Annotated in this window: 25 protein-coding genes; 17 read left to right on the forward strand and 8 right to left on the reverse strand. The window is 44.7% G+C overall.

Annotated features, from left to right (window positions below):
* Positions 1-23: 23 nt before the first annotated feature.
* The 4 genes from VTH8203_RS20935 (at position 24) to csdE (ending at position 2,998) form a co-directional block, all read left to right on the forward strand.
* A complete protein-coding gene (locus VTH8203_RS20935) occupies positions 24-470 on the forward strand; it encodes a DUF2850 domain-containing protein (protein WP_096995399.1) in 447 nt (148 codons plus the stop codon).
* A gap of 70 nt (positions 471-540) precedes the next feature.
* On the forward strand, positions 541-1,638 hold the full coding sequence (mltA, locus tag VTH8203_RS20940) for a murein transglycosylase A (protein WP_096995562.1): 1,098 nt from the start codon (positions 541-543) through the stop codon (positions 1,636-1,638).
* 106 nt (positions 1,639-1,744) lie between these two features.
* The gene (gene tcdA, locus VTH8203_RS20945) at positions 1,745-2,557 is read left to right on the forward strand and encodes a tRNA cyclic N6-threonylcarbamoyladenosine(37) synthase TcdA (RefSeq protein ID WP_096995400.1); all 813 of its coding nucleotides are present in this window, start codon (positions 1,745-1,747) and stop codon (positions 2,555-2,557) included.
* Between the two features lie 9 nt (positions 2,558-2,566).
* Positions 2,567-2,998 carry a cysteine desulfurase sulfur acceptor subunit CsdE gene (csdE, locus tag VTH8203_RS20950; protein ID WP_096995401.1) on the forward strand — a complete coding sequence of 144 codons (432 nt, stop codon included), beginning with the start codon at positions 2,567-2,569 and terminating at the stop codon, positions 2,996-2,998.
* A gap of 81 nt (positions 2,999-3,079) precedes the next feature.
* Here csdE and csdA read toward each other — a convergent pair whose 3' ends face one another.
* The 4 genes from csdA to VTH8203_RS20970 all read right to left on the reverse strand — a co-directional run bounded on the left by csdA (position 3,080) and on the right by VTH8203_RS20970 (position 6,679).
* Complete coding sequence (csdA, locus tag VTH8203_RS20955) at positions 3,080-4,279, reverse strand: cysteine desulfurase CsdA (protein ID WP_096995402.1); 1,200 nt, start codon at positions 4,277-4,279, stop codon at positions 3,080-3,082.
* On the reverse strand, positions 4,272-4,877 hold the full coding sequence (locus VTH8203_RS20960) for a DJ-1 family glyoxalase III (protein ID WP_096995403.1): 606 nt from the start codon (positions 4,875-4,877) through the stop codon (positions 4,272-4,274). Before VTH8203_RS20960 ends, csdA begins: the two co-directional genes overlap by 8 nt.
* Positions 4,870-5,763, reverse strand: a complete 894-nt coding sequence (gene panE, locus VTH8203_RS20965; RefSeq protein WP_167385853.1) for a 2-dehydropantoate 2-reductase — start codon at positions 5,761-5,763, stop codon at positions 4,870-4,872. The genes VTH8203_RS20960 and panE overlap by 8 nt, the downstream gene beginning before the upstream one ends.
* A 130-nt stretch (positions 5,764-5,893) precedes the next feature.
* Positions 5,894-6,679 (reverse strand): outer membrane protein OmpK, encoded by a 786-nt coding sequence (locus tag VTH8203_RS20970; protein ID WP_096995405.1) that lies wholly within the window; start codon positions 6,677-6,679, stop codon positions 5,894-5,896.
* A gap of 306 nt (positions 6,680-6,985) precedes the next feature.
* Between VTH8203_RS20970 and VTH8203_RS20975 the strand changes: the two genes are divergently transcribed.
* The 3 genes from VTH8203_RS20975 (at position 6,986) to VTH8203_RS20985 (ending at position 8,935) form a co-directional block, all read left to right on the forward strand.
* On the forward strand, positions 6,986-7,582 hold the full coding sequence (locus VTH8203_RS20975) for an LON peptidase substrate-binding domain-containing protein (protein WP_096995563.1): 597 nt from the start codon (positions 6,986-6,988) through the stop codon (positions 7,580-7,582).
* A gap of 92 nt (positions 7,583-7,674) precedes the next feature.
* Complete coding sequence (locus VTH8203_RS20980) at positions 7,675-8,253, forward strand: RNA polymerase sigma factor (protein WP_096995406.1); 579 nt, start codon at positions 7,675-7,677, stop codon at positions 8,251-8,253.
* Between the two features lies 1 nt (position 8,254).
* Positions 8,255-8,935, forward strand: coding sequence for a ChrR family anti-sigma-E factor (locus tag VTH8203_RS20985; RefSeq protein ID WP_096995407.1), 681 nt, complete (start codon positions 8,255-8,257; stop codon positions 8,933-8,935).
* 59 nt (positions 8,936-8,994) lie between these two features.
* Here the strand turns inward: VTH8203_RS20985 and VTH8203_RS20990 are convergent, their stop codons facing one another.
* From VTH8203_RS20990 to VTH8203_RS21005, 4 genes are all read right to left on the reverse strand, one after another.
* Entirely contained in the window at positions 8,995-10,362 is a 1,368-nt protein-coding gene (locus VTH8203_RS20990) for an AmpG family muropeptide MFS transporter (RefSeq protein ID WP_096995564.1), read from the reverse strand.
* A gap of 81 nt (positions 10,363-10,443) precedes the next feature.
* Positions 10,444-10,992, reverse strand: coding sequence for a peptidylprolyl isomerase (locus VTH8203_RS20995; RefSeq protein WP_096995408.1), 549 nt, complete (start codon positions 10,990-10,992; stop codon positions 10,444-10,446).
* Positions 10,992-11,561, reverse strand: coding sequence for a YajG family lipoprotein (locus VTH8203_RS21000; RefSeq protein ID WP_096995409.1), 570 nt, complete (start codon positions 11,559-11,561; stop codon positions 10,992-10,994). The genes VTH8203_RS20995 and VTH8203_RS21000 overlap by 1 nt, the downstream gene beginning before the upstream one ends.
* A gap of 126 nt (positions 11,562-11,687) precedes the next feature.
* Positions 11,688-12,818, reverse strand: coding sequence for a methyltransferase (locus VTH8203_RS21005; RefSeq protein WP_096995410.1), 1,131 nt, complete (start codon positions 12,816-12,818; stop codon positions 11,688-11,690).
* A gap of 151 nt (positions 12,819-12,969) precedes the next feature.
* Between VTH8203_RS21005 and bolA the strand changes: the two genes are divergently transcribed.
* The 10 genes from bolA (at position 12,970) to dinB (ending at position 22,262) form a co-directional block, all read left to right on the forward strand.
* Positions 12,970-13,278, forward strand: a complete 309-nt coding sequence (bolA, locus tag VTH8203_RS21010) for a transcriptional regulator BolA (protein ID WP_096995411.1) — start codon at positions 12,970-12,972, stop codon at positions 13,276-13,278.
* A 504-nt stretch (positions 13,279-13,782) separates the two neighbouring features.
* The gene (locus VTH8203_RS21015) at positions 13,783-15,123 is read left to right on the forward strand and encodes a Na(+)-translocating NADH-quinone reductase subunit A (protein WP_096995412.1); all 1,341 of its coding nucleotides are present in this window, start codon (positions 13,783-13,785) and stop codon (positions 15,121-15,123) included.
* A gap of 3 nt (positions 15,124-15,126) precedes the next feature.
* Positions 15,127-16,368, forward strand: a complete 1,242-nt coding sequence (locus VTH8203_RS21020; protein WP_096995413.1) for an NADH:ubiquinone reductase (Na(+)-transporting) subunit B — start codon at positions 15,127-15,129, stop codon at positions 16,366-16,368.
* Positions 16,358-17,125 (forward strand): Na(+)-translocating NADH-quinone reductase subunit C, encoded by a 768-nt coding sequence (locus VTH8203_RS21025; protein ID WP_096995414.1) that lies wholly within the window; start codon positions 16,358-16,360, stop codon positions 17,123-17,125. The genes VTH8203_RS21020 and VTH8203_RS21025 overlap by 11 nt, the downstream gene beginning before the upstream one ends.
* A complete protein-coding gene (locus VTH8203_RS21030) occupies positions 17,125-17,757 on the forward strand; it encodes an NADH:ubiquinone reductase (Na(+)-transporting) subunit D (protein ID WP_096995415.1) in 633 nt (210 codons plus the stop codon). Before VTH8203_RS21025 ends, VTH8203_RS21030 begins: the two co-directional genes overlap by 1 nt.
* 7 nt (positions 17,758-17,764) lie before the next feature.
* Positions 17,765-18,361 (forward strand): NADH:ubiquinone reductase (Na(+)-transporting) subunit E, encoded by a 597-nt coding sequence (gene nqrE, locus VTH8203_RS21035; RefSeq protein WP_096995416.1) that lies wholly within the window; start codon positions 17,765-17,767, stop codon positions 18,359-18,361.
* A 17-nt stretch (positions 18,362-18,378) separates the two neighbouring features.
* Complete coding sequence (gene nqrF / locus VTH8203_RS21040) at positions 18,379-19,602, forward strand: NADH:ubiquinone reductase (Na(+)-transporting) subunit F (RefSeq protein ID WP_096995417.1); 1,224 nt, start codon at positions 18,379-18,381, stop codon at positions 19,600-19,602.
* 183 nt (positions 19,603-19,785) lie between these two features.
* Entirely contained in the window at positions 19,786-20,790 is a 1,005-nt protein-coding gene (locus VTH8203_RS21045) for an FAD:protein FMN transferase (RefSeq protein ID WP_096995565.1), read from the forward strand.
* Between the two features lie 12 nt (positions 20,791-20,802).
* Complete coding sequence (nqrM, locus tag VTH8203_RS21050; RefSeq protein WP_096995418.1) at positions 20,803-21,036, forward strand: (Na+)-NQR maturation NqrM; 234 nt, start codon at positions 20,803-20,805, stop codon at positions 21,034-21,036.
* Positions 21,037-21,191: 155 nt separating this feature from the next.
* Entirely contained in the window at positions 21,192-22,262 is a 1,071-nt protein-coding gene (dinB, locus tag VTH8203_RS21055; protein ID WP_096995419.1) for a DNA polymerase IV, read from the forward strand.
* Positions 22,263-22,270: the final 8 nt, after the last annotated feature.

Here is a 22,270-nt window from a genome sequence, read left to right on the forward strand (position 1 = left end):
GTCGATAAGTGGTAAGGCGTAGTATGGATAGCGGTAAGCAAAGCGGTGTCGTTGGAGTTAAAACTGTCCCAACAGCAAAGTTAAAACCCAGTAAGTGGCTAGAGCGTACGCTAATTATCTTGTCGTTAGTGGGCAGTTTAGCCGTTTTGGGACTGTATCAAGACTTGTATGATCGTTATCAGTCACATGCAAACCCTAAACAGGCGATGTATGGAGTGTGGTATGAAAGAGATGCCGCTCCGTTTGCTAGAGATTGGTTTGAGCTAACCCCTGACAAGGTGATTATCGATAATAGAGTCGTGGCTACGGAATTTAAACTTAGCCGCGATGAATTAACCTTTTATGTTGGGCCTACTTTATACCGTTATCATGTTGTGAATGAAGCCAAAACGGAATTGAGACAATTATCACCGGCGCATTACCATCCCATCTTTGTTTTGTCAGGAAAACACAAAAACAACCTACTATAACGCTCGACTTTATTGCGCTTTTTCAAAGAGTTTGCCATCCTGAATGCACCACAAATAATGGATGACTAACTTGATCAAACGTATTCTGCCTCTCGCTTCTGTATTGCTCGTTTTTGGCTGCGCACAAACTGACCGCGCTCAGCAATATCAAGATGGCGAATTTACCAAACTGCTTAATAAGACCGAAGTTATCGAGTCGAACCAACCTAGAAACTTCAACTCTTTTGCAAGTCAGGCGGATGAAGTGATTAAGAAATCACCGTCTATGGCCAAAATTTATCAGCCACTGTATGAGCAACTTGAAGCGTGGGCGATTCAAAGTGGCGATCCATCCCAGCTAGCAAATTATGGTGTGCAAGCGGCTCAACTTGGTGGCGGCGATAAAAAAGGTAATGTGCTATTTACCGGCTACTTTTCACCTGTAATGGAACTGCGCCACAAGCCAGACGCAACCTTCCGTTATCCGGTTTATGGTTTACCAGATTGTTCTCAAGACTGCCCGACTCGAGCTGAGATATACGGTGGTGCACTAAATGGTCAGGGTTTAGAACTTGGTTATGCAAACAACCTGATTGACCCATTCATTATGGAAGTACAAGGCAGTGGTTTTGTTCATTTTGAAGATGATGACACGCTTGAGTATTTCGCTTACGCGGGCAAAAACAACAAAGCGTATGTGAGTATTGGCCGAGTGCTGATTGAACGCGGTGAAGTACCTAAAGAAAAGATGTCGCTCAAAGCCATCAAAGATTGGGTGATGCAGCAAGATGAGCAAACCGTGCAAGAGCTACTAGAGCAAAATACCTCGTACGTGTTCTTCCAACCTCAAGATGCTGCACCGGTGACGGGTACGGCGGGTATTCCATTATTACCAATGGCTTCGGTAGCGGGTGATCGCTCCGCATTTCCAATGGGCACGCCAATCCTCGCAGAAGTGCCACTTTTGAATGCGGATGGCACGTGGAGTGGAGCTCACGAACTACGTCTACTGATTGTGCTAGATACCGGTGGTGCGGTAAAAGGAAATCACTTCGACCTATATCATGGGATGGGTGATTTTGCGGGTACACAGGCAGGCCACTATAAGCACTTTGGCCGAGTTTGGAAGCTAGGACTGGAGGACTCGGCGACAGAGAGCCCTTGGGCACTGCCTCCCGAGAAAAAGTAGTGCTGGGAAAATAGTACGAGCACGTTTCGTACATAGTTGACCTTTTTACCAAGAGTGCGTATAAATCGCACTCTTTCTTTTTTATCCAAGACAAGTTAGGCAACCCATGCGAGAACTTAACCAACCAGCTTCTGATAGCTACAATCAACGATTTGGCGGCACCCGCAGACTATACGGCAACAGTGAGGTCGAGATCTTACGTGCTGCCCATGTTTGTGTGGTAGGAATTGGTGGTGTAGGTTCATGGGCGGTTGAAGCGCTGGCAAGAACGGGTGTGGGTGAGCTCACTCTTATCGATATGGATGACGTTTGTGTGACCAACATTAACCGTCAAATCCATGCGATGTCAGGCACTGTCGGTCAGAGCAAAATTGAAGTGATGGCTGAACGGGTTAAATTGATTAACCCTGAGTGCAAAGTAAACTTAATTGATGACTTTATTAGCGCAGACAATGTCTCAGAGTACATCAGTAAAGACTTTGATTATGTGTTGGATGCCATTGACAGCATTAAACCTAAGGCGGCGCTCTTGGCTTACTGCCGTAGCAACAAAATCAAAGTAGTCACCACTGGCGGGGCGGGTGGACAGACCGATCCAACCCAAATTATGGTGGCAGACCTGACAAAAACGATTCAAGATCCATTGGCTAAAAAGCTAAAAGATACGTTACGTCGTCATCATAACTTCAGCAAGAACCCGGCGCGTAAGTTCGGCATTGATTGCGTATTTTCGACGGAGCAGCTTAAATATCCTCAAGCTGATGGCTCTGTCTGTGGCGTGAAATCTACAGCGGAAGGTCCAAAGCGTATGGATTGTGCCAGTGGCTTTGGCGCTGCTACTGTAGTGACGGCGACATTTGGCTTTGTTGCTGTGTCTCGTATTGTTGACAAGCTTATTCACAAATATGCGCAAAAGTAGAGGCGGTTTATGTCATCAGATAACAGCAACCCATTTGGATTGGAAATCAACGCACAAGATGTTGTTGAGGCTATGGCGCACTTGAGAGGCTGGGAAGACCGCTATCGACAGGTCATTCAGTGGGGCAAGAAATTGCCAGTATTGGATCAATCTCTTAAGCAGGACAAAGTTCTGGTTTCTGGCTGCGAAAGCTCAGTATGGTTAGTGCTTACCTTGCAAGAAGGGAAATGGAAGATTCAGGCTGATTCAGATGCGCGAATCGTTCGTGGCTTGATCGCTATCGTTCTAGCCGCCTTCAATGGTAAGACATCAGAGCAAATATTGGCGTTTGACTTGGATGAGTATTTCACACAGTTAAACCTCATCAATCATCTTAGCCCCTCTCGCGGTAATGGTTTGAAAGCCATTGTCGACGTCATTAAATCTAAAGCGTCAGAATAACTTCTGATAAATAAGGTCGACTCATTTTCATGGATCGACCTTATTATTAAAGCCGGACTCTTAAAGCAATAGGTGTTGTCGCTACAGCATATCCGCCGCTTTGGTTATCGCGGTAAGAAACTTATCTACGTCTTCTTTGGTGTTGTAAATAGCAAAAGACGCACGAACCGTTCCCTTTACACCAAGCGCATCCATGAGTGGGTGAGCACAATGGTGACCTGCTCTTACGGCAATGTTCTGTTGATCTAATAGCGTGGCGATGTCTTGGTGATGAACGCCATCCATCACAAAAGTGATGACGCTCGCATGTGGTTGGTAACCGATGATGCGAATATCCTCTATGGCACTTAAACCTTGGAAAGCATGATGTTGTAGAACACTGATGTGATTCTCCAACAGTTGACGGTCATAACTTGATAGCCAGTCTATGGCGCAAGCCAATGCTAAGGCACCAGCGACATTTGGTGTTCCTGCCTCAAACTTACCTGGCAATTGGCTAAATGTGGTGCCTTCAAACGATACTTTTTCCACCATCTTGCCACCGCCATGCCAAGGCGGCATAGCTTCCAGTAAGGCTAGCTTGCCATACAACACCCCAATACCTGCTGGGGCATACAATTTATGTCCTGAAAAGACATAGAAATCAGCATCTAACGCTTGCACATCCGTTTGTTGATGCACAATACCTTGTGCACCGTCGACGACCAGAATGGCATCGGTGTGAGCACGGGTCAGCGTTACGATCTTATCGAGCGGCAGGGCGGTTCCGGTCACGTTGGTGACTTGCGTCGTGGCGACAATTTTCGTTCTCGGGCTGAGTAGGGCTTCAAACGCATCAAGATCAAAGTGGCACTCTGGTGTTATTGGAATTTTGACGACCTTAGCGCCAGTTTGCTCAGCAACGATTTGCCAAGGGACAATATTGGCGTGATGTTCCATCTCAGAAACCAGAATCTCGTCCCCCGGTTGTAGGGTGCTTCGAGCGTAAGTCTGGGCGATAAGGTTGAGAGCCTCGGTTGCCCCTCGTGTCCAGATGATCTCTTTGCTGGAAGGCGCATTAATAAACCGCGCAATGGTTTCTCTCGCTGCTTCAAAGCGCTCGGTTGCAACCGCGGTGAGTGAATGGGAACCACGATGGACGTTGGCGTTTTGGTTACCATAATACTGAGTGATACAGTCGATTACAGCTTGCGGTTTTTGTGTCGTTGCCGCACTGTCCAGATAAACCAAATCGCCATCAATAGCTGGGAACTGCGCGCGAATGTTGAGTAACTCACTCATCGTATTTACCCATTTTATAATAGTGAAGAGTCGGGTTGGTGATCATAGGCTCAGCCACTTGCCAGGCTTTTTCTTTACCACATAAGGCGATGATAATTTCAATCGCAAATTCGAGGGCGGTTCCAGGGCCTTGACTTGTGATAAGGTTGTGGTTGATATCAATTGTTACTCGTTTGCTGCGCCAGCGGTTTTCTGGGATATGTGATTGAAAACTTGGGTGGCCAGTCATCAGCGCATTCGGGTAAAGCTGATGATGTTGCAGCACCAATGCAGGAGCTGCGCAGATAGCTCCAACCAGTTTGCCGTCGTATTGGTGTTGGCGAACCATTTCGACTAATAATGTGCTGTCTCGAAATGTTTCGGCGCCGCCTACACCGCCTGGTAAGGCGATAACATCGAACTCTTCATCAGCGACATCGACCAGCCTGCAATCCGCAGTCAGGGTGACACCGCGTGACGCTTTCATCGTCAGCGCTCCATCAAATGCCGCGCTAGCGACGGTCACGTTGAAACCTGCACGCACCATAATGTCGATGATGGTAATCGCTTCCATCTCTTCGGTGCCTGGCGCTATGGGAACAAGGATTTTCTTAGTCATGTTGATTCCAACTTGATTCGATCTGTTTAATTTGATGATACAGGGCTAGGTTGGTGGGAACAGCAATACCGTATCGCTTTGAAATAGAGACCACATAGCCGGTAATATAATCAATTTCGCTTTGTCTTTTATTATAAATGTCTTGGTGCATGGATGAGTAGTTTTGTGCAGTGGCATGGATGACTTTGTAGACGGTATCCAACATCTCTTCTGCTTTAAGAACCACTCCCACTTGGTTTGCACACTCAGTTGCTTCGCGCACTACCATGGCGATCTGTTGCTGATAATCTTTATGAGCCAGTCCACCATTTTGACAGTTATTGATAGCTGTTAATGGGTTTATGGCGCAGTTAATAACAAGTTTGCTCCATAGTGCCGTTTGAATTTCAGAATTCCAAGCTACAGGTTTGAAAGCATGGTCGAGAACGTCGGCGATAAACGAACAACGTGAGCCTTTGTCATTCCAGGGCCCAATAAAGGTCTGGCCTAGACCGGTATGGCGTACTTGTGAGCTTGATAGTCTAAGCGCGCCGTGAGTAGAAGTACCAAGTAACACAGGGTGGTGATTAATGGCGGTTGCTAAGTGCTCAACGGTCCCCATACCATTGTGAAGAAAGAGCAAGATGGCATCGCTATTTAAATGTTTAAGTAGTGGCTTTAAAGCCAATTCCACTTGCCATGCTTTCAATGTAACGATGACAAGATCACTCGCTTTAAGTGAGGTGACATCGCAATTGGGGAAGTGGATAGCACTACCACCATCTAGCTCGATGACTACGGTATCTTGAGGAGAACGCCCCCAAACTGAAACTCGATGCCCTGCCTGATGAAGCTTATAAGCGTATAAAGAGCCAATGGCGCCGGGGCCCAAAATAGTAATATTCACAATAGCTATGTAATCGTGGAAAGAGAGGGGAGAAGAATAGCAAATTTAGCTGCGGTTTTCGAAAGCTATGTTATAGAGTGGGTGATACAAAAAATGGCGCCGCAGCGCCATTTTATCTAACTTCGAAGAATTAGAAGTTGTATTGTAGACGGTAGATGATTGCATCACCGTAGTGCTGTTGATTTGCACCAGAAGAACCGTAAACACCAAGCTTGTTGTTGAAGTAACGGTATTGGATAGCTGCAGTTAGGTGCTCTGTTGCGTGCCAGTTAAATAGCAATGCACCGTTAAGGCCGTTTTTACCGCCTTGGTTTTCTGCATACGCATCGTTACGGTCAAATTCGATTTCGTTCCAGTTAACGAACGAGAAGTTTTGGCCAAACGCTTCGAAACCGTAGCGTGCTGTCCAACCTGCCATGTAGCCATTTCGACCGTTAACATTTTTGTTGACTCCAAAATCATCCCAAGATGTGATGTCATGAACACCAATCCACGGTTTGAAGAACCAGTTATCACCTTGTAGAGCCGTATAACCAAGACCTAAAACACGGTTGGTTTCACTTTGTGATGGGTTGTCGTGGTGGTAAACCTGACCGTATAGCGATACGCCAGTATCACCTAGGTAAAGGTGCGCAGTACCTTTGAATGAGTTCTTTTGCTCAGAGGCACTTTTTTCAACACTTTCGCGATCGTAGAAACCGTACAGTTCACCCCAAGTGAAACCCGCACCACCTTCAATACCAAGAACAAACTGGTTACGACCGTTACCGTTGTTACCATCTTGGATAGAGTTAGGACCGTGATCCCAGCTCTGATGATCAAGATAAACGCCACCAAAACCGTATAGATATTCTGCTGAAGCTGGTACAGAAGCTACCGCTGCAACAACGCCAAGAGCTATAAGTGATTTACGCATAGTGTTAACTACTCTTTAAGTTGTACTGAAATTAGCCGCGAATCCATGCGAACTCATCCGATGGGTGGGCATGATAGCGATTTATATCTCAAAGTAAATGTGCAACACCGCAAACGTTTACTAAAGTTTGTGAAAGCAATCACAAATAATAACCTTTGGAGGGAACTTTTATAAATGGCATACAATTTAATCAATTTTGCCGATCTGATTGATAACAAATAAATGATATTTTCTAACAATTGTTTGGCTTTGATCGTATTGAAAATGACAACGTAAAAAGGTGGTCTAACAATGAAAGGAAATGTGATGACACAGATAATGTTGTTTCCCTTGCGGTCAGTGGTGTTGCCTGAGGGGAAAATGAGGTTGAGGATTTTTGAACCTCGCTACAAGAGGATGGTCACCGAATGTTTGAAGAACGAGTCGGGTTTTGGTGTCTGTTTGATTAGTGCCTCCGCTGGCGCCGTACCGAGCAACGTGTCGACAGTGGGCACGTTTGTCAGCATTGTTGATTTTGAGAGCCTCGATGACGGCATGCTCGGTGTGACGGTCTCTGGTATCAGAAAGTTTCAAATCCATCATGTCGAGGCAGACCAAGATGGCCTGAGAAAGGCGGAAGTGAGTTGGGTTGAAAGCTGGCCTCCGACCGATTTGACTGATGAAAACCAATTTTTGGGAGAGCGTCTTCAGCATGTTTATGAAAAATTTCCTCAGATTGGTGATTTGTATCTGCATCGCTTTTTTGACGACGCAACTTGGGTCAGTCAGCGATGGTTAGAGGTACTTCCTCTAGAATGTCACCACTTTGAACATCTTGTGACGCAGCAGGACTGTTCGGCTACGCTCTCATTTTTAGGGGAAGCCTTCCGAGACGATGAGCTTGAAAATGAAACGCGGCACTGATAACTCGAGAAAATTTATTGATCGCTTTTGTTACTGGGACGTATACAGTGAGTTAGAGAGATTGGATAATGTAAGAAACAGGGATAACAGGCATGACACTAGATAGTCCTCAAGCCCTTTGCAAGCAAGAATGGGCAGAATGCATGGAACGGGTTAAGCAAAGAGACAAAAGCGCCTTTGCAACTGTGTTCAACTATTTCACTCCTCGCTTAAAACAGTTTGCTTTTAAACACATGGGTAATGAGCAGGTTGCAATAGAGATGGTGCAAGAAACGATGGCTACCGTCTGGCAGAAAGCGCACCTTTTCGATGGTTCTAAGAGTTCTCTATCTACATGGATATACACTATTGCGCGTAACCTTTGTTTTGACATGTTACGAAAGCAAAAGGGTAAAGAGCTACACGTTCATGCCGATGACATTTGGCCAACAGACTATTGCCCACCGGATTTTGTTGAACACTACTCGCCAGAGACGGATCGGTTGAAAGAGCAAATTATTAAATTTTTGGACGATCTCCCAAAAGCCCAAAGAGAGGTGGTTCAAGCAGTTTATTTAGAAGAGCTGCCACATCAGCAGGTCGCCGATATGTTTAACATACCACTCGGCACGGTAAAATCTCGCTTACGACTTGCAGTTGAAAAACTCAGACATTCAATGGAGGCAATTTGATATGAGTCACCACCCCGATACAGAACTGTTGCGTCTCTATGCTTCGGGTGCGATAGATACGGCACATGGTGCCGCGATCGCCTCTCACTTAGACTCATGCCCGCATTGTCGCAACAAAGTGACACTGTTCGAATCTGAAGCCGCTGAAGAAATGATCGCGGTTTCGAACGCCGAGCAAAAGTCGTCTGAAGAACTGGAGCAGGTTTTTGCTCACATGCTAGACGACATTACGACTCTCGATGCTGACTACTCGAAACCCAAGGTGCGTAAGCCCGGCAAAGTCCGAGTCGATGGCAAGGAATTTATCGTTCCTCCGACGATTGCTCCACTTGTCGACAGAATGGGAGAGTGGCGTAGTTATGGTGGCAAGGTCTTTACATCAACGATCGATATTGATGAAGAGTGTAGAGTCAGTTTGCTTTATATAAATAAAGGTGTTCAAGTCCCTCAGCATACCCATAAAGGGTATGAGTCCACGTTGGTCCTTCACGGCAGTTTCCAAGACGAAAACGGTGAATACCATGCTGGAGATTTTATCCGTGAGGATGGAGAAACTAAACATGCGCCCCAAACAACGGAGCAGCAAGACTGTCTATGCTTGTCCATCTTGACACAGCCGATGATTTTCACTCAAGGTGTGGCACGAGTCTTCAATAGATTTGGCAAAGGCATGTATCCGTAATGAGATTAGCGCTGTTGGAATATGTAAAAGCCTCAGAACAAGTCTGAGGCTTTCTTGTGTTACTCAGCAAGCTTATCTTCGTTGGTTTCGTTTTGGTCTCTTGCTCGCGCTTTTTCCAATAGGTCGGTAAAGTAGTGTCTTAGTGAATAAAGCATGATTAAGCTTGGAATCACCATTAGCGCAGTGATGATGAAAAAGAGCGCCCAATCATTCAAAGCATCAACCAACTCACCACTAAAAGACGCAAGTGTCGTTCTACCAAAATTGCCTAAAGACGCCAATAAAGCGTACTGCGTTGCAGAGAAAGCTTGCCCGGTTAAAACGGTAAGGAATGACACAAAAGCGACCGTGGAAAACGCGGTGGTAAAGTTATCCACGAGAATGGTTGCCAAGAATAGGTGCTCATTTGGACCTACTTTAGCGATCCATGCAAACATTAAGTTACTGGCACTCATGGCGATACCGCCGATCATTAATCCTTTTACAATGCCAAAACGTACATTGAACATACTGCCTAGCAGGGTAAACAAGATGGTCGCACCCCAACCAATCAATTTAGAGTAGTAACCAATCTGTTCATTGCTGAAACCGATTTCTTTGTAGAATGGGATGGACATTCTGCCTAAGAAGGCTTCGCCAATCTTGAACAAGAAAACGAACAACAACAAGGTGATGGCAACCTGAACACCATTGCGACGGAAGAAGTCGAGAAAAGGCTCTATGACGGTAACGGACAGCCAGCTAAGAATTGGGCTACCTACCACTTTTTCATGACGCTTCTCAGCTTCAGCTTGCAATTGGTCACGCGCAGTTTTCGGTTCTCCTACCAAAAGCGTAAATAGCATTAAAATAGCGATGATGCCGGCCATGCCGTAATAAACACCATTCCAACCCATTGAATCTGCGTTGGTAAAAGCTAAGTAACCTGGCAGCGAATAACCTGTCCACCACCCAATAACCGCCATCGCTGATGCTTGCGGGAGCTTGCTAGCCTGTGATTTTGGGAAGGTATCAATACGAAAAGCATCGATAGCAATATCCTGTGTCGCTGACGAAATGGCGATGCATAAGGCAAGCATTGAGGTAAACATTAAGTTATTAGCTGGATTCACGCCAGCGATGAACAATGTGGCGACGAGAATAAAACTTTGACACAAGAATATCCAACTACGACGTTGGCCAAGAGCACGATGTAATATAGGGAGCTTAACTCTATCAACCAAAGGTGCCCACAAGAAGTTGATCGCATACACGGCGAAGACAGAACCAAAATAGCCGATAGCAGCACGGGTTAAACCTGCATCTTTAAGCCATCCAGACATGTTTGAACCAATCAAGACCCACGGAAAGCCACTCGAACACCCAAGCATAAAGACCCAAAGTAGTCGTTTATCCAAGTAACTTTTGACGGTATTTAACCATGTCATTTTTTGTTCCACAATTACGCTCCTTGTGAAGGGGTAGCCATTAAGAAAAGGAGAGAGGAAATCCTCTCTCATTTTTGTGTTTTATTCAGTAACACGTTGTATTTTAGTGATGACAATTGGCTCTAATGGAACGTCTCGCATTCCACGAACACTTCGGGTTGGCTTTTGTGCCATCTTTTGAACGACATCAAAACCTTCAACGACCTGACCAAAGACAGCATAACCAGGATTAGTCACGCTGTAATTTAGGAAGTCGTTATCCACGAAGTTAATAAAGAACTGGCGTGTCGCTGAGTTTGGATCTTGAGTTCTTGCCATTGCAATCGTTGCGGCATCATTGTCTAGTCCATTCGATGCTTCGTTTTTGATCGGAGCATTGACGGGTAATCGATTGAACCTACTATCAAAACCGCCGCCTTGCGCCATAAATCCAGGAATAACACGATGGAATTGGCTGTCGACATAACTGCCATCGTTAACATATTTTAAGAAGTTTTCTACCGTGACCGGGGCTTTCTCTTGGTTAAGTTCCACCACGAATGAGCCTAAATTGGTTTCGACTTCTACCTTTGGTCCAGCAAAAACGCTGGTGGCGATTAGTGCTAGGGAGGCAACAAGTGTTTTCATCATCAGAAACGTTCCTTCATGTAGTCTTGTAGCTCAGTATCGTTAGCAATTTCTTTTAGCACAAGGTTCACAGTATCATTTAAAACTGTTTCGATCTCTTCATTAGAGGCGCTCATTAAACCAGAGCGTTTCGCAGTACCTGTATAAGTTTTTACCAATTTTCCTTTGCTGTTTTCTGCCGTGAGCTCGAGTATGACGGTCGCATTCATGTCATTCTCCATAACAGTATGTTTGACCGAAACCAGCGCTTCTTGGATTTCGACTTTTAGTGTGTTCTTACTGTTAACAGTAACTTGGTAACCTTCGGCCGAAAATTGATTGACGAGAGCGTTTTCAATCTCGATACGCACGTTTTGTCTAGCATGAACTGGAGTGATATTGGCACGACCGTTATCCAGCAGTGCTACGTACTGCGCGGTACGCACGTCTTGGCTAGAAATAGACATAGATTTGCCTTCGACGATCTTAGCGGCACTGGTCGCAGCGGTAGGCGCAAAATTAATCTGTTCTTTTTGAGGACTTGCACATGCTGCAAGTAAAACGACTGAAGCCGCCAGAACGAGCTTTTTCATTGATTATTCCTTTTCACACTCTTCTAAATGATGAGTAAAGTTTTGAAGCCAATAAAGACTTCACGATAAATTTTATCCGATTCTTGTTAGACTGCATGACAATGAACAGCAACAATGACTCAAACTTTACTTAGTTGCCTGTAAAATAACAAATTTGGCGTTAGATGCGACAAGTTTTACATTGTGTTTGCCAAAGAGTCGCGCCAGCTTTTTATCGTAGCCTAGGTGGCGATTGCCGATAACCATTAATTCCCCTGTGTCTCGAAGAACTTGCTTAGCATCACAGAACATCTGCCATGCAATGTGATCAGTGACGGCTTGTTGCTGATGGAAAGGGGGATTACACACCACCAAGTCTTGGCTATTTGGTGCAAATCCGTCGAGGCAATTATTAGCAACGAAATGACAGCCTTCGCTGTCGATGTGGTTCAAGGCAAAGTTATGATGCGCAGATTTCACGGCCATATAGCTTTCATCAATCGCAGTAACATTGGCTTGAGGGTTGAGCTGTTTGAGTTTGAGCGTTAGTACGCCGTTGCCACAGCCCAAATCAACAATGTCCTGATACTTGTTGTCGCTTTTGAGGTGCTCGAGGATGAATCGGGCACCCAAATCTAAACTCTCTCCTGAATACACGTTAGGTAGGTTAGCAAGTAGCAACTTGTGCTCTTCAACTGGCCACGTTGTGTAAGGTTCGACCGTGTCTTTATAAGCACTATTGAGCTCTGAAAATACCAGACGATGCTTTTTCCAAGCCAGTGACGTTGTGGTATGTCCCGCATATTTTTCAAAAATTTTCAGAGTAGAACTATGAATTTCTTTTGCTTTATTAACGGCAACAAGCGAACAGCCACCTTGATACTTTGAGGCAATTTGGTTGAGCTGCCATGTCAGGTAGCGGTTGTTGCGAGGAATTTGCATCAACACGATATCTACCTGTTGCGGCCACTGGTCAATGGAAGCGCGCAGATCAATAGGCTGACATTGATTATGCTCTAAATTGTGCTTAATACCCTGATGGGAAATAAATGAATCACTGATGGTTGTGACTTGATGTTGCTCTGAAAACCAGCAACTTAGCGCACCAAAACTGTCATTAAGAATCAATATGTTAGAGTTGTTAGGTAATCCTAATTCTTCAACGTGTTGAATCAGATATTCGTCGCCAGCATCCCAAGCTTGCAGTTGTTCATTGCTAAGTTTGGGGAAGCGAAATAGCGAATAAGAGCGGTCAAAAAGGTGTAATTCAGTCTTCATAATGCTGTGATTTGGTGACAATGGTTGTATTTTGACAAAATCTTGGAACTTTCGCCAAGGCGAAAATGATTTAAGGGAAGATTATTGATTAAGTAAAGTATATACTTTACCTTCTAAATAAAGATAAATAGTTACAGCCCAAGGAAGTAAGATGATTCAACAAACCATCGAGCAGAAGCTCCATCAAACTTTCAATCCCACACATTTAGACGTTCGCAATGAAAGTAACATGCACAATGTTCCGCCTGGCTCAGAGAGTCATTTTAAGGTCATTATCGTGAGTGATAGTTTCAATGGTGAGCGTCTTGTTGCAAGGCACCGTAAAGTCAATTCGGTTCTAGCGGATGAGCTAGCAGGCCCTGTTCATGCCTTAGCAATTCATACTTATACACCGGAAGAGTGGAAAAAACAGAGCCAACTTGCGCCAGACAGTCCCAACTGCGCAGGCGGCGGTAAATAGCTCTATACTCTTTCGAGTTTTGGTGCAGGTCATTGCGTCGAGGTAACAACTCGACGAGTTAGCGATAAATCTTAGTTATCTATACATAAGTATTTGAATATGTAGCTACCACTTTGGTGGTAAATTATTAACAGCGTTTCAACATATAATGTTATGTGGTTTTGTTAGTGAGTAATGTTTCAGGATATGAATGGAGCAATAGCTTATTTTCAAAAGGGTTAATAAGACTTTGTGCGATTGGTCAAAGTTATACATATTCGCAACCCTAGAGATAGCAAAAGTTTCGAAATAATGACCCCTTTGCTGTGATTCATCATGGCATCCTCTTTGCAAATGATGCTAAACTACCGCACCAGAAAAATCTCGCAGTGATTCTATGACGAGATTGTTAAAGTGATGTTGCTGTCTTGGTGGTGCTAAACCAAGGCTAGACACTCAATGTCGTGTCTATATGTTACGCAATTTTAAAGAATCTTTTTCCCGATAAAAGTAGTGCAAGTGCGTATGATTACAATAAAGAAGGGCTTGGATCTTCCTATCGCAGGAACTCCATCCCAGGTGATTAATGATGGTAAGTCCATCACTAAAGTCGCCTTGCTTGGCGAAGAGTACGTGGGTATGCGTCCAACAATGCATGTTCGCGTGGATGATGAAGTGAAAAAAGGTCAAGTTCTTTTTGAAGACAAAAAGAATCCTGGCGTGAAATTCACTTCTCCAGCAAGCGGTAAGATTATCGAAGTTAACCGTGGCGCGAAGCGTGTCCTACAATCTGTTGTGATTGAAGTGGCAGGCGACGAGCAAGTTACTTTCGATAGCTACACAGTTGACCAATTAGCAGGTCTTGATCGCGATGTGATCAAAACTCAGCTGGTTGATTCAGGTATGTGGACTGCGTTGCGTACTCGTCCGTTTAGCAAGGTACCGGCGATCGATTCAACGACTCAAGCGATTTTCGTAACTGCAATGGATACTAATCCACTTGCGGCTGAGCCAGAGTTGATTATCAATGAGCAAAAAGAGGCGTTCGTTGCAGGTCTTGACATTCTGTCTAAACTGACAGAAGGCAAAGTCTACGTCTGCAAAAAAGGAACGAGTCTGCCTCGTTCAACTCAATCCAATGTAGAAGAGCATGTTTTCAATGGTCCTCATCCAGCGGGTTTAGTTGGCACTCACATGCATTTCCTATATCCAGTTGGCGTTAATAACGTTGCTTGGAGCATTAATTATCAAGATGTGATTGCATTCGGTAAGCTCTTCACCACAGGCGAAATTTATACAGACCGTGTGATTTCACTTGCTGGCCCAGTGGTAAACAACCCACGACTAGTCAGAACTCAAATTGGTGCAAGCCTAGAAGATGTGACTAATAACGAGCTAATGCCTGGTGAAGTTCGAATCATTTCTGGTTCTGTGCTAGCTGGTACTCAAGCGACTGGACCACATGCTTATCTTGGTCGTTATCATCAACAAGTTTCTGTATTGCGCGAAGGTCGTGATAAAGAACTATTTGGTTGGGCTACACCAGGTAAGAACAAATTCTCGGTTACTCGTTCATTCTTAGGTCACCTATTCAAAGGTCAGTTGTTCAATATGACAACAACGACTAACGGTAGTGATCGTGCAATGGTTCCAATTGGCAACTACGAAAAAGTAATGCCGCTAGATATGGAACCAACGTTATTACTTCGTGATTTATGTGCTGGCGATCAAGACAGTGCTCAACGTCTTGGTGCTCTAGAGCTAGACGAAGAAGATTTAGCGTTATGTACCTTTGTTTGTCCAGGTAAGTACGAATATGGTCAACTCCTACGTGAGTGCCTAGACAAGATTGAGAAGGAAGGGTAATCCATGCTTAAGAAATTCCTCGAGGATATCGAGCATCATTTCGAGCCAGGTGGCAAGCACGAAAAGTGGTTTGCTCTGTACGAAGCAGCGGCGACGTTGTTCTACACGCCAGGTCTTGTAACGAAGCGTAGCTCGCACGTCCGTGACAGCGTTGACCTAAAACGCATCATGATTATGGTTTGGTTCGCAGTGTTCCCAGCAATGTTCTGGGGTATGTACAATGCGGGTAACCAAGCAATTATGGCACTTAACCATCTATATTCGGGCGCAGAGCTTGCGAGTATTATCGATGGCAACTGGCACTACTGGCTAACCCAAGGCATTGGCGGCACGTTAGGTACTGATGCGGGTTGGGGCAGTAAGATGCTACTTGGTGCGACTTACTTCTTACCAATCTACGCAACAGTATTTATTGTTGGTGGTTTCTGGGAAGTATTGTTCTGTATGGTGCGCAAACACGAAGTAAACGAAGGCTTCTTTGTTACTTCAATTCTTTTCGCATTGATCGTTCCGCCAACACTTCCACTATGGCAAGCCGCTCTAGGTATTACCTTCGGTGTTGTTGTTGCTAAAGAAATCTTTGGTGGTACTGGTCGTAACTTCCTTAACCCAGCACTTGCTGGTCGTGCGTTCCTATTCTTTGCTTACCCAGCACAAATCTCGGGTGACTTAGTATGGGTTGCCGCTGACGGCTTCTCTGGTGCGACGGCGCTAAGCCAATGGGCACAAGGCGGTGAAGGTGCACTCGTTAATAACATCACTGGCCAAACTATTTCTTGGATGGATGCGTTTATCGGTAACATCCCGGGTTCAATCGGTGAAGTATCAACACTTGCACTTATGATCGGCGCTGCAATGATCGTTTACATGGGCATCGCTTCATGGCGCATCATTGCTGGTGTTATGGTTGGCATGATCGCAGTAGCGACGCTATTCAATGTTGTGGGTTCTGATACTAATGCGATGTTTGCAATGCCTTGGCATTGGCACCTTGTATTAGGTGGTTTTGCATTCGGTATGTTCTTTATGGCGACGGATCCAGTATCGGCTTCGTTCACTAATAACGGCAAGTGGGCTTACGGTATTCTGATCGGCGCAATGTGTGTCATGATCCGTGTTGTTAACCCTGCATACCCTGAAGGTATGATGCTAGCAATCCTATTTGCTAACTTGTTCGCACCGCTATTCGACCACTTTGTGATCGAGAAGAACGTTAAACGGAGAGAAGCACGCTATGGCAAGTAATAACGATAGCATTAAAAAGACGCTGTTTGTTGTTATCGCATTGAGCTTAGTTTGCTCAATTGTCGTCTCGACCTCAGCCGTCTTCCTAAAAGACAAACAAGTTGCTAACGCTAAATTAGATAAGCAGTCAAAGATTGTTGAAGTCGCTGGTATCAAGGCTAAAGGTTCTGTTGCAGAGCTTTACCATGAGTACATCGAACCGCGTTTGGTTGATTTCAAAACGGGTAAATTTGTTGAAGGTGATGCAGAGGCTTATGATCAGCGTCGTGCAGCTAAAGATCCCGCAGAATCTATTCGCCTTACAGCTGATGAAGATAAAGCTAAGATCTTACGTCGTGCCAACATAGGTACGGTATACCTAGTTAAGCAAGACGACAAAGTGACCAGCGTAATTCTACCAGTTCACGGCAATGGATTATGGTCTATGATGTACGCGTTTGTCGCAGTTAGGACTGATGGCAATACAGTTAACGGTATTACCTACTACGAACAAGGCGAAACTCCAGGATTGGGCGGCGAAGTCGAGAACCCATCTTGGCGTGCTCAGTTTGTTGGTAAGAAACTGTATGATGATAATTTCAAGCCTGCACTTAAGGTCGTTAAAGGTGGTGCTCCTGAGAATTCAGAGTACGCGGTTGATGGCTTATCTGGTGCGACTCTGACTGCAAATGGCGTTCAAGGGACATTTAACTTCTGGTTGGGTGAGATGGGGTTTGGTCCTTTCCTCACAAACGTACGTAACGGAGGTCTAAACTGATGTCTGATGCTAAAGAAATGAAAAAGAGCTTGTTTGCACCGGTGATCGACAACAACCCGATCGCGTTGCAAGTTCTTGGTGTTTGTTCTGCGTTAGCGGTGACTACCAAACTAGAGACGGCGTTCGTAATGACAATTGCGGTTATATTCGTAACAGCATTGTCGAACTTGTTTGTCTCTCTTATTCGTAACCATATGCCAAATAGTGTGCGTATTATCGTACAAATGGCTATTATCGCCTCGCTGGTAATCGTGGTCGACCAAGTGCTAAAAGCATATCTTTATGATATCTCAAAGCAGCTCTCTGTTTTCGTAAGCTTGATTATCACAAACTGTATCGTAATGGGACGTGCGGAAGCGTATGCGATGAAATCTGCGCCACTACCTTCTTTTATTGATGGTATCGGTAATGGTCTAGGCTATGGTTTTGTATTGTTAACTGTTGCATTTTTCCGTGAACTTCTTGGTTCTGGTAAGCTATTTGGCGTGGAAGTTCTGCCACTAGTCAGTAATGGTGGTTGGTATCAACCAAACGGAATGATGCTTTTGGCACCTTCAGCGTTCTTCCTAATCGGCTTTATGATCTGGGCAATTCGCACGTTAAAGCCAGAACAAGTAGAAGCGAAGGAGTAAGGTAGTCATGGAACATTATATTAGCTTGCTAGTTAAGTCGATTTTCATTGAAAACTTAGCGCTTTCTTTCTTCTTAGGTATGTGTACATTCCTTGCGGTATCGAAGAAAGTTAAGACTTCATTTGGTCTAGGTGTAGCAGTTATCGTTGTTCTTACCGTCGCGGTACCAGTGAACAACCTTCTTTACAATCTAGTACTAAGAGAAAACGCTCTGGTTCCGGGTGTCGACCTTAGCTTCTTGAACTTTATTACCTTTATCGGTGTAATCGCAGCGCTAGTACAAATCCTTGAGATGGTACTAGACCGCTTCTTTCCACCTTTGTATAACGCACTGGGTATCTTCCTACCGCTAATCACGGTGAACTGTGCGATCTTTGGTGGCGTATCATTTATGGTACAACGTGATTACAACTTTGCAGAATCTGTCGTTTATGGCTTTGGTTCTGGTGTGGGTTGGATGCTAGCTATCGTAGCGCTAGCAGGTATCCGTGAGAAGATGAAGTACTCTGACGTTCCTCCTGGGCTTCGTGGTCTTGGTATCACGTTTATCTCAGTAGGCCTGATGGCACTGGGCTTCATGTCATTCTCTGGTGTTCAACTGTAAGGTATAAGGAATAGTCAATGGACATTATTCTAGGTGTAGTGATGTTTACGCTGATTGTTCTAGCCCTAGTTTTGGTGATTTTGTTCGCCAAATCTAAGCTAGTACCAACAGGCGACATCATAATCTCTGTAAACGAAAACCCTGATCTCGCGATCACCACACAACCAGGTGGCAAACTGTTGAATGCACTAGCGGGCGCTGGCGTATTCGTATCATCAGCTTGTGGTGGTGGTGGCTCTTGTGGTCAGTGTCGCGTAAAAGTGAAATCTGGCGGTGGTGACATTCTTCCTACTGAGCTTGATCACATCTCTAAAGGTGAAGCTCGTGAAGGTGAGCGTCTCGCTTGTCAGGTTGCAATGAAAACGGACATGGACATCGAGCTTCCAGAAGAGATCTTCGGTGTTAAGAAGTGGGAATGTACTGTTATCTCTAACGATAACAAAGCAACCTTCATCAAAGAGCTTAAGCTTCAGATTCCAGATGGCGAATCAGTACCTTTCCGTGCTGGTGGTTACATCCAGATTGAAGCACCTGCTCACCATGTTAAATACTCTGATTTCGACGTGCCTGAAGAGTACCGTGAAGACTGGGACAAGTTTAACCTGTTCCGTTACGAGTCAGTGGTTAATGAAGAGTGCATCCGTGCATACTCAATGGCTAACTACCCAGAAGAAGAAGGCATTATTATGCTGAACGTGCGTATCGCTACGCCGCCGCCTAATAATCCTGATGTACCACCGGGTATCATGTCGTCGTTCATCTGGTCACTGAAAGAGGGTGACAAGTGTACGATTTCAGGTCCATTTGGTGAGTTCTTCGCGAAAGAAACTGACAATGAAATGGTCTTCATCGGTGGTGGTGCTGGTATGGCTCCAATGCGCTCACACATCTTTGACCAACTTAAGCGTCTGAAGTCTAAGCGTAAGATGTCTTTCTGGTATGGTGCGCGTTCTGTACGTGAAATGTTCTATGTAGAAGATTTCGACGGCCTGCAGGCTGAGAACGATAACTTCCAGTGGCACGTTGCTCTGTCTGACCCTATGCCAGAAGATAACTGGGATGGTTACACAGGCTTCATCCACAACGTAATCTATGAGAACTACCTCAAAGATCACGAAGCTCCAGAAGATTGTGAATACTACATGTGTGGTCCACCAATGATGAACGCGGCTGTAATCGGCATGCTAAAAGATCTTGGTGTAGAAGATGAAAACATCCTTCTAGATGACTTCGGTGGTTAATCTTCATTGAAGGATCGACATGGCTGGCTCATGTGAGCCAGCCATTTGTATTTTCATAGAGACCATAATTCTTCAATTTAAGTTTCTGAAACTATTTACGTTTGTCTAAGCCTCATTGATAACGACAAACGTAAATACTTTTGACAGTAGGTAAGTAAAGGTATGTTTCATCTAGCTAAATATATAAAGCTAATGGCAGTCGCACTATTCGCGACGATAATTTTATCTGGTTGCGGCGACAATCGTGAACAGGTGCATCTAAGTGGTCCAACAATGGGCACGATCTACAATGTGAAATACATTGTTACTGACACGTCTCCAAAACCAGAAGTAATTCAAGCAGAGATCAATCGATTACTGGAAGAAGTAAACGATCAGATGTCAACATATCGCCAAGATTCGGAATTGAGTCGCTTTAACCGCTATTATGGCAAAGAACCGTTCCCTGTTTCACGTCAAACTGCGCTTGTGGTTAATGAAGCGATTCGTTTGAATGCTGTCACACAGGGCGCTTTGGATGTAACCGTAGGGCCGCTCGTTAATTTGTGGGGTTTTGGACCAGAAGCTCGTCCGGAAGTCGTTCCTAGTGATGAAGAACTAGCGGCTCGTAAAGCACAAACCGGAATTAAGCATTTGTCGGCAACGGATACCACACTGAGAAAAGACCTTCGTAGTTTGTATGTTGACTTGTCTACCATTGCCAAAGGCTGGGGTGTTGATGTCTTAGCCGATTACCTTGAGAGTATTGGGATTCAAGACTACATGGTTGAAGTAGGCGGCGAAATGCGTCTAAAAGGTCTTAATCGTGATAATGTTAGATGGCGCATTGCGATTGAAAAACCGACGGTTGACGAACGCAGTGTCCAAGAGATTATCGAACCTGGAGATATGGCGATTGCAACGTCAGGCGACTACCGTAATTACTTCGAAAAAGACGGTGTTCGTTACTCTCATATCATCGATCCGACAACGGGCAAGCCTATCCACAATAAAGTGGTGTCGGTGACAGTTTTGGATAAATCATCGATGACTGCAGATGGTCTAGCAACAGGTCTGATGGTTTTGGGTGAAGAGAAAGCTTTAGAGATAGCTGAGAAAAATAATATTCCAGCTTTTATAATAGTTAAAACAGAAGACGGTTTTGAAGAGTTTGCATCAGAAGCGTTTAAACCTTATCTGAACAAGTAACGGGTCAATCACATGAATACATTTTTAATTACGTTTGGTGTTTTCTTAGTGGTCATTGCTGCCATGTCGATTGGCTATATTATCCAAAAGAAAGTGGTGAAAGGCAGCTGTGGCGGTTTGGGCGCTGTAGGTATTGATAAAGTATGTAACTGTCCAGAACCATGTGATGCACGTAAGAAACGTGAAGCACGTGAACAAGCTCGCGCAGAAAAACTAGCTGCGTGGGAAAAAGATCGTATTGCTTAACGCAGAATTGCGTAGAAATATGGGTTATCGATGGTGTAAACGGCGACGACCTTAGTATGAGTGAAAAGACCAGAGTATGACTCTGGTCTTTTTGTTTTGCTAACCAGAAAACTCGGCGTATAATTGAACTGTATAAATAAACAGTTGTGTGAGACGTGTCTGATAAAATACGAAAATTCATCCATGTCGATATGGATTGCTTTTATGCAGCCGTCGAAACGCGTGATAACCTACATTATCGAGGCAAAGCTCTAGCTGTTGGGGGGAGTGAGCGACAACGCGGCGTGATAAGTACGTGCAACTATGAGGCTCGAAAGTTTGGTGTCCGCTCGGCGATGCCTACGGCACAAGCATTGAAACTGTGTCCACACTTGTTGCTTGTGCCGGGTCGAATGCAAGTCTATAAAGAGACTTCGGTAAAAATCCGTGAGATATTCTCGCGTTATACGCCGTTAATTGAGCCACTTTCTTTAGACGAAGCGTATTTGGACGTGACAGATTCGCCCCATTGTCAGAATTCGGCCACCCTTATTGCAGAAGCGATTCGCAGCGATATCTGGAATGAATTGCAACTCACAGCGTCTGCAGGAGTTGCACCGTTAAAGTTTTTAGCAAAAATTGCCTCTGATATGAATAAGCCTAATGGCCAGTTTGTTATACCGCCAGATAGAGTCCAGGCGGTTATTGATGAACTTGATCTTGGTAAAATTCCTGGAGTCGGTAAGGTAAGTCTTGAAAAGTTAAACAAAGCGGGGCTTTTTACGTGCTTAGACGTGAGAAATAGTGATTATCGAGACTTAATAGTGCGTTTTGGTCGACTCGGCGCTTCTCTATGGAAAAAGAGTCACGGTATTGATGAGCGTGAAGTTGTCGTCGAACGAGAGCGTAAGTCCATCGGTGTCGAACGCACATTTAGCACTAATATTTCAAGCTTTGAGCAATGCTGGCAGATGATAGAAGAAAAGTTGTATCCTGAATTGGATATGCGACTCTCTAAAGCCAAGCCAAAACGTAATGTTATCAAACAAGGTATCAAGGTGAAGTTTGCTGACTTCAAACAGACGACGATCGAGCACGTACACAATAGACTGGACTTAGCTTATTTTAAAGATTTACTTCGTGAGGTGTTGGAGCGCCAACAAGGTAGAGAAATTCGCTTGCTAGGGTTAAGTGTGATGTTAGAGCCATTAGAACAAGCCCGACAATTGACCATGTTTGAAGACTGATTTTTGTT

It is taken from the genome of Vibrio thalassae (assembly GCF_900089835.1).
Lineage (GTDB): Bacteria > Pseudomonadota > Gammaproteobacteria > Enterobacterales > Vibrionaceae > Vibrio > Vibrio thalassae.

Bases quoted from the DNA above. Each gene is read 5' to 3' on its own strand.
- VTH8203_RS20935 (WP_096995399.1), top strand. From the start codon at position 24: ATGGATAGCGGTAAGCAAAGCGGTGTCGTTGGAGTTAAAACTGTCCCA.
- tcdA (WP_096995400.1), top strand. From the start codon at position 1,745: ATGCGAGAACTTAACCAACCAGCTTCTGATAGCTACAATCAACGATTT.
- csdE (WP_096995401.1), top strand. From the start codon at position 2,567: ATGTCATCAGATAACAGCAACCCATTTGGATTGGAAATCAACGCACAA.
- csdA (WP_096995402.1), bottom strand. From the start codon at position 4,279: ATGAGTGAGTTACTCAACATTCGCGCGCAGTTCCCAGCTATTGATGGC.
- VTH8203_RS20960 (WP_096995403.1), bottom strand. From the start codon at position 4,877: ATGACTAAGAAAATCCTTGTTCCCATAGCGCCAGGCACCGAAGAGATG.
- VTH8203_RS20970 (WP_096995405.1), bottom strand. From the start codon at position 6,679: ATGCGTAAATCACTTATAGCTCTTGGCGTTGTTGCAGCGGTAGCTTCT.
- VTH8203_RS20975 (WP_096995563.1), top strand. From the start codon at position 6,986: ATGACACAGATAATGTTGTTTCCCTTGCGGTCAGTGGTGTTGCCTGAG.
- VTH8203_RS20980 (WP_096995406.1), top strand. From the start codon at position 7,675: ATGACACTAGATAGTCCTCAAGCCCTTTGCAAGCAAGAATGGGCAGAA.
- VTH8203_RS20985 (WP_096995407.1), top strand. From the start codon at position 8,255: ATGAGTCACCACCCCGATACAGAACTGTTGCGTCTCTATGCTTCGGGT.
- VTH8203_RS20990 (WP_096995564.1), bottom strand. From the start codon at position 10,362: ATGACATGGTTAAATACCGTCAAAAGTTACTTGGATAAACGACTACTT.
- VTH8203_RS20995 (WP_096995408.1), bottom strand. From the start codon at position 10,992: ATGATGAAAACACTTGTTGCCTCCCTAGCACTAATCGCCACCAGCGTT.
- VTH8203_RS21000 (WP_096995409.1), bottom strand. From the start codon at position 11,561: ATGAAAAAGCTCGTTCTGGCGGCTTCAGTCGTTTTACTTGCAGCATGT.
- VTH8203_RS21005 (WP_096995410.1), bottom strand. From the start codon at position 12,818: ATGAAGACTGAATTACACCTTTTTGACCGCTCTTATTCGCTATTTCGC.
- bolA (WP_096995411.1), top strand. From the start codon at position 12,970: ATGATTCAACAAACCATCGAGCAGAAGCTCCATCAAACTTTCAATCCC.
- VTH8203_RS21015 (WP_096995412.1), top strand. From the start codon at position 13,783: ATGATTACAATAAAGAAGGGCTTGGATCTTCCTATCGCAGGAACTCCA.
- VTH8203_RS21020 (WP_096995413.1), top strand. From the start codon at position 15,127: ATGCTTAAGAAATTCCTCGAGGATATCGAGCATCATTTCGAGCCAGGT.
- VTH8203_RS21025 (WP_096995414.1), top strand. From the start codon at position 16,358: ATGGCAAGTAATAACGATAGCATTAAAAAGACGCTGTTTGTTGTTATC.
- VTH8203_RS21030 (WP_096995415.1), top strand. From the start codon at position 17,125: ATGTCTGATGCTAAAGAAATGAAAAAGAGCTTGTTTGCACCGGTGATC.
- nqrE (WP_096995416.1), top strand. From the start codon at position 17,765: ATGGAACATTATATTAGCTTGCTAGTTAAGTCGATTTTCATTGAAAAC.
- nqrF (WP_096995417.1), top strand. From the start codon at position 18,379: ATGGACATTATTCTAGGTGTAGTGATGTTTACGCTGATTGTTCTAGCC.
- nqrM (WP_096995418.1), top strand. From the start codon at position 20,803: ATGAATACATTTTTAATTACGTTTGGTGTTTTCTTAGTGGTCATTGCT.